Annotated in this window: 1 pseudogene; it reads left to right on the forward strand. The window is 44.3% G+C overall.

Annotated features, from left to right (window positions below):
- Nucleotides 1-386: pseudogene (locus CWC14_RS19340) on the forward strand (HDOD domain-containing protein); the annotation flags it as partial.

Genomic DNA, 386 nt, shown 5'->3' on the forward strand with positions numbered 1-386 from the left:
CGGTATAACTTAGTAATTATGGTGACTAAAACAGAGCAAATTCGCCAACGTGTGGATGCCCTAGAACAGCGTTTTAATGACTTGCTGTTAGGGCATAGCTTTGCGCAGCAACAAATAGGTTTTATTAAAACCTTTGATATTCAATATGGTAAACCTCTTAAGCAGCGGACCTTATTGGAGGTCGAGCAGGCGGCGCACAGTCAACGGCAAAAACAAAGCTCAGAAAAGCTGCAGTTCACCGCCAAGGTCAGTACCAAATTACACGCGATCATTGAGAATGCAATCAATGAGCAGCTCCACAATGCTGATAACCTATATTCCGAAGTGTTAGGTATCCAAGATGCGGTCCCCACTATTTTAGATATCCTAGGCGCAAAAGCGGCGAG

The organism is Pseudoalteromonas sp. S3260, from assembly GCF_005886925.1.
Lineage (GTDB): Bacteria > Pseudomonadota > Gammaproteobacteria > Enterobacterales > Alteromonadaceae > Pseudoalteromonas > Pseudoalteromonas tetraodonis.